At 55.4% G+C, this 4,757-nt stretch carries 3 protein-coding genes and 1 pseudogene; 3 read left to right on the forward strand and 1 reads right to left on the reverse strand.

Annotated elements, in window-relative coordinates; genetic code table 11:
• Positions 1-526: 526 nt before the first annotated feature.
• From AC13DE_RS03520 to AC13DE_RS03530, 3 genes and pseudogenes are all read left to right on the forward strand, one after another.
• On the forward strand, positions 527-1,915 hold the full coding sequence (locus tag AC13DE_RS03520) for a hypothetical protein (RefSeq protein ID WP_483047073.1): 1,389 nt from the start codon (positions 527-529) through the stop codon (positions 1,913-1,915).
• On the forward strand, positions 1,912-2,148 hold the full coding sequence (locus AC13DE_RS03525) for a hypothetical protein (protein WP_483047074.1): 237 nt from the start codon (positions 1,912-1,914) through the stop codon (positions 2,146-2,148). The genes AC13DE_RS03520 and AC13DE_RS03525 overlap by 4 nt, the downstream gene beginning before the upstream one ends.
• 12 nt (positions 2,149-2,160) lie before the next feature.
• Positions 2,161-3,567: pseudogene (locus AC13DE_RS03530) on the forward strand (DUF6119 family protein); the annotation flags it as partial.
• Positions 3,568-4,003: 436 nt separating this feature from the next.
• Here AC13DE_RS03530 and AC13DE_RS03535 read toward each other — a convergent pair.
• A partial coding sequence (locus AC13DE_RS03535; protein WP_483047075.1) for a hypothetical protein occupies positions 4,004-4,757 on the reverse strand: 754 nt, incomplete at its 5' end.

The following is a 4,757-nucleotide window of genomic DNA, read 5'->3' on the forward strand; positions in this document are numbered from 1 at the left end:
TCGCACCATCTTCGGCGTGATCAAGAGCGAGCGGGCCGGCACCCCATCAAGATTTCGTGACCCGAACACGCGAAAAGGTCGCCGCAGAGATGAGCCTCCATGTCTTGGCCTATAACTTCAAGCGGGTCCTCAGGATCATCGGGATTGCGCCTTCGATGGCCGCGTTGAGGGTGTAATTGAGGCAAACACCGCTAATTGTCCGGCAGATCCCGCGATCAAAGCCCCGACCCGATGAAATAGGACCCCATATGCGACAAATGGCGCTCCTGGAATAGAAAAACGCCATGGGCGGAAAAACAGAGGTCCAAAACACGCAATCAAATGCGTTTCCACACAGCCTCGGCCAATTGCGGACATTGGCTATAGCCGGTGTCTCTGCAACGCGGTATCCGAAAAGCAGACCCTGGATACTTTTAATTTATTTCGAGTGGGGCGAATGCCAAAGTTGGTTGCGGACACCATCAAAACGCGTAAAGCTTAATGAAATACTACTTCGGGTTTTTCGGCCAACCATAAGTCTTACGCTTTGGATTTTTTGCTCTGGCGCCTGCTCCAAGAAGAAGGAGATAAAATTGTGGTGGCAGCTGGTGGCTACATCTTGCGTGTACCGAAGCAAAGGAGAGAGTTGCTTCTCGACGAAGCCGAACACGGCGGTTCGTTTTATTCGCCGAAACCTTTTGTCTCGGAACCTGTTCCGCGCTTCGACCACAGCCGTCGCGCGCCGCTTGCCGTCTTCGCTTCCTTCGAGGATGGCTTCATTAGTCACATCGCCGACGGACGAAAAGGTCAGTCAGCGGGCACAGGCCTCGTCCGGCTGAATCTCGAAGAACTCCAACCGTTGAAGCGGCCCGTGAGCTTCGATGAGATCCTTGCCGGTATCGAGCTACGTGTTGCCCGGCACGTCAAGCAGCGCCTGGAAACAGGCGGCTTGCTCCCGCCGAAGTCGCTTGGCGCATTTGTTGATCGTATCACGCAAATCGATGAGACCGTCAGCCCACGCCTTGCGCGCTATTCTGAGCGTCGCGCCCAAGCGCTGCGACGGCTCGAGCCCCGTGCCCGCGAAAACCTCGCCTACCAGAAGGAAACACTCGGCCTCGCACTCGAGATTGCGGGCATGTCGCGAGACGACGTTTTGGCGTGGACCCCGACGGACGTTTCACAGCAATCCTTCCTTGATGGACTGCCGGGCGCACAGGTTCGGGAAGATGCTATGCTTTTGTCCGACTTCTCGACCGTGCCGGGCTTTGAAGCTATGGGCGAAACCACCCACTACGGCTCAAAGGTGTTCGCGAGCGAAGAGGATTCGTCGAAGCGATTGACGGTGATCATGGCCAACCGTCTGCCCCTCGAACAACAAACCGGCGCCGACCTCATCTACTTCAACGAAGCTTACCGCAGCTTCGTGATGGTCCAATATAAAGCGATGGAAAAGCGCGAAAACGAGGTGGAATTTCGTTGGCAGTTGAAGGATCAGTTCTGCGACGAAGTTGAGCGGATGGAGACCCTACTGGAGGAGCTCAGGAAGCTCCCAAGCGGTGAGCACCCTGATGGGTTCCGTTTCTCGGACAACCCGTTTTTCCTGAAGTTCTGTCCGCGCGTTGTCTTCAACCCCGACGACAAAGGGCTCTTCAAGGGTATCTATCTGCCTCTCGATTTATGGAAGCGAGCGGATGCGGCTGGTCTATTCACGGGGCCGCGCGGCGGCAAGGTTCTAAGCTTTAAGAACGTCGGTCGTCGAGTCAACAATTTGGAGTTTGTCGGACTCGTGGCCGGATCGTGGGTAGGCACGTCGATAGAGCAATCCGCCGTGCTCAGCGAGATTGTCCGGCAAGTACTGGAAACCGGGAAGACCGTCACGATCGCCATCAAGCACACGCCACCTCCTCATGCGTCAGAAATGGAAGCCGCTGAATGAGCAATACCCAGAAGCTTTCCATTCGCCTCTTGCGAGATGGCCTCGCCCCCGCTGACGCAGTGCGCGACGGTGTAGACCTAACACCATGGGACAAGCTGGAAGGCGCATTCATTTCATTGGCAACGCTGGGCGGCGGCGCGCCGAAATGGGCGGGCTTTCTCCAACTGTCAGAAGACGAGAAGAAGAAGGTCTTCAACCACACAGCTTTCGGGCTCGTGTTCGTCCAGGCGTAAGGGCGCTGGTTCGCGGTGTCTTTTGGCATGGGTCATGTCAAGCTTGATCCTGCAGCGTTCGAGCAGGATTTTGGGCTGCGGGTCGTCCTCAACGCCGTTGATCCGAAGCAGTTAAAAAGCGCGGACGTTCGGACACCGGATGAGAATACCCTGTCCCGCCGCACGCAGACCAGCCGAGGCTCCGATCAGACTGCCTTCGCCATCGACATCGAGCGCGACCTCGTCCGTGGACTGGCAGGGACGCCCAAAAATGAAGGGTTCGGCTCCTATGTAGCCGGGACTGATGGTCTGACGCTCAACCGAAAGCTTGAAATTGCGGAACTCTCCCAGGCATGTGCCGACGGGTATGCGATCTATCAGAAGACTGACTACAAGACCGACTTCGGCTGGATCGATCAGATTCGCCACATCCGTGAGCAAGAATTGATCGACAAGTTGGACGCCAAGCTGGTCGAAGTTTTGGCGAAGGCGGTTGACGAAGGTGAGACCGACGGTATTCACCTTGCGTTTCCGGTCATTTACGACCCTGAGAAATCAAGCCTCATCCGCTACAAGGGTTTTCGCAGCTGGCAGCTCTATGCCGACCTCGACTTGTCCGGTTACCTCGACGCACTGAAGGAGCGCGAGAAAACCGGCTACTCGGATGAGGACCTCCGCAATCACACCGTCCACGAGGTCGATGATGATGGCCACGACTGTGGCGGGAAGTGGAAGTTGCGGGAATGCATAGTGTTCGAAACTGAACTCGATGGCTCGACCTACGTCTTCTCTGGAGGCCGCTGGTACCAGATCGACCAGAACCTCGCCAAAGAGGTACAAGAGTTTTTCGACGCGACAAGCAGAGTCGACATGCCTGCCGCTGAAGCTGACGAGACAGAAGAGACCTACAACAAGCGCGTCGCCGATCTGGATGCGGACATGATCTGCTTAGACCGTCAGCTCATCAAGCCGACAGGTACTGCGAGCAGGATCGAAGCATGCGACTTTCTCGGCCGTGAGCGTCAACTGATCCACGTTAAGGACAAGACGTCTTCGTCTCGACTTAGTCACCTTTTTAGCCAGGGGACCGTCTCCGCACGCGTCCTCGCGACCGACCCGCCGTCGCGCGACAGCGTTCGGAACGCAGTGATCGCGGTCCAGGCTAAAACCGGACAGATCGGCTACGAGGACATCATCCCGAATTCGGGGAGTGACTTTACTCGTGGCGATTTCACCGTCGTCTACAGCGTCATTGTTGCATCGGATAAGCCGAAACTTCCCTTCTTCAGCTTGGTGTCGTTCCGCCAGGCTGCGCGCGAATTGCATGCTCTCGGCTACAAATGGGCGTTCGTCTGGATCGAGAAGCCAAAGTCTGGCGCAAAAGCGAAAGCTAAACGATCCAAGAAGCCCGCTGAAGAGGATGCGGATGTTATAGAATAGCCAAATGACTTAACCGCACCACCACCCCAAGGCGGTAGGCAAGTAACGTAAGCTCTCAAACGCAGCCCTCACACAGAATATTTTCAGTATGTACCAAATAAATTGCAGATTTCTTAGCGTACTGCAGCCATTCGTGACAGGCGCGGCGAAGGTCGGCTTCCCGCCCGTTCTGTTGATGCCAATCTGGTCTTGTCCTGTTTTTGCGCTTGCAGCGAACGGTAATAAAGTCCGCTGAGCCGCCATACGAGTAAGGGGCCGGCCCCGGCTTCTTTTTGTGGATAATAGGGTAAACTTTTGTTCTTATAGTACACATCTCCGTTTGATCTGCAACAACCACAAGTGGAACTGTTTCAGTTTTCAATAGCTGCCAAGCGGTTAGGAACAATTTTTGCAGGCGGTTGCGTTTACGCCAATATCCTCATTCGCCGGTTGAAAATCATCCATGCTTAAGCCTGCCTTCATAAATGGTGGGGTCATCAACATAGGAGAGCAATACCTGCCTCACGCGTTGAATATACACACGCCAACTTTCTGATTTTATCTGTTGCACGCACTTGGCTGTATCGTGTTGCAGCTTGCCCGCGTAGATCAGTGCCATAACGTCGTCAGGGCTCTGCGCAGTCAGATTATGATGCCTGATTGTGCGCCACACCCTCTCAAGACCATTGCAGGTTGGCCGGTCGCTGGCATCGGCGACCTCTTGCAACCAATCCGGCAAAATGACCTCGCATTGCTGCTGCAAGAGCGTCGATGGCAGAGCCAGATCCTTGCGCAGCAAGCCTGCATGTTGAACCAACTGCCGCCCTGAGAGCCGGACAAGATAATGATAAATCTGGCGCTCCTGTGTTTCCGCCTCTGCAGGGACCGCAGCCAGCTGTCGCGCGATCCAAAAATTGTCGATATCGATCGGATTCAACCCATCGCGCTCGGCGCGCCGCTGTACTGATCCGACCATTTTGCCGTCTATCCGAACCTCTGCATCAGCGAGGACCCGCAACGCGGACCAAGGATCGATATCAGGTCGCAACAGGCCGATGCCGCGTTTTAGCATTGAGACAAGTTGCATGTGAACGTTCCGAGGATTGCCCGGGATTCTGTCTCGGATATCGGGCGGGATATCACCCCATTCGTCAGGCAAAAGAGATCCAAAGGATGTGACCGGGTGGTCCAAGCCACCAAGTATTCGAGAC

The sequence above is a fragment of the Sulfitobacter sp. L-8 genome (genome assembly GCF_056859255.1).

Bases quoted from the DNA above. Each gene is read 5' to 3' on its own strand.
- AC13DE_RS03525 (WP_483047074.1), top strand. From the start codon at position 1,912: ATGAGCAATACCCAGAAGCTTTCCATTCGCCTCTTGCGAGATGGCCTC.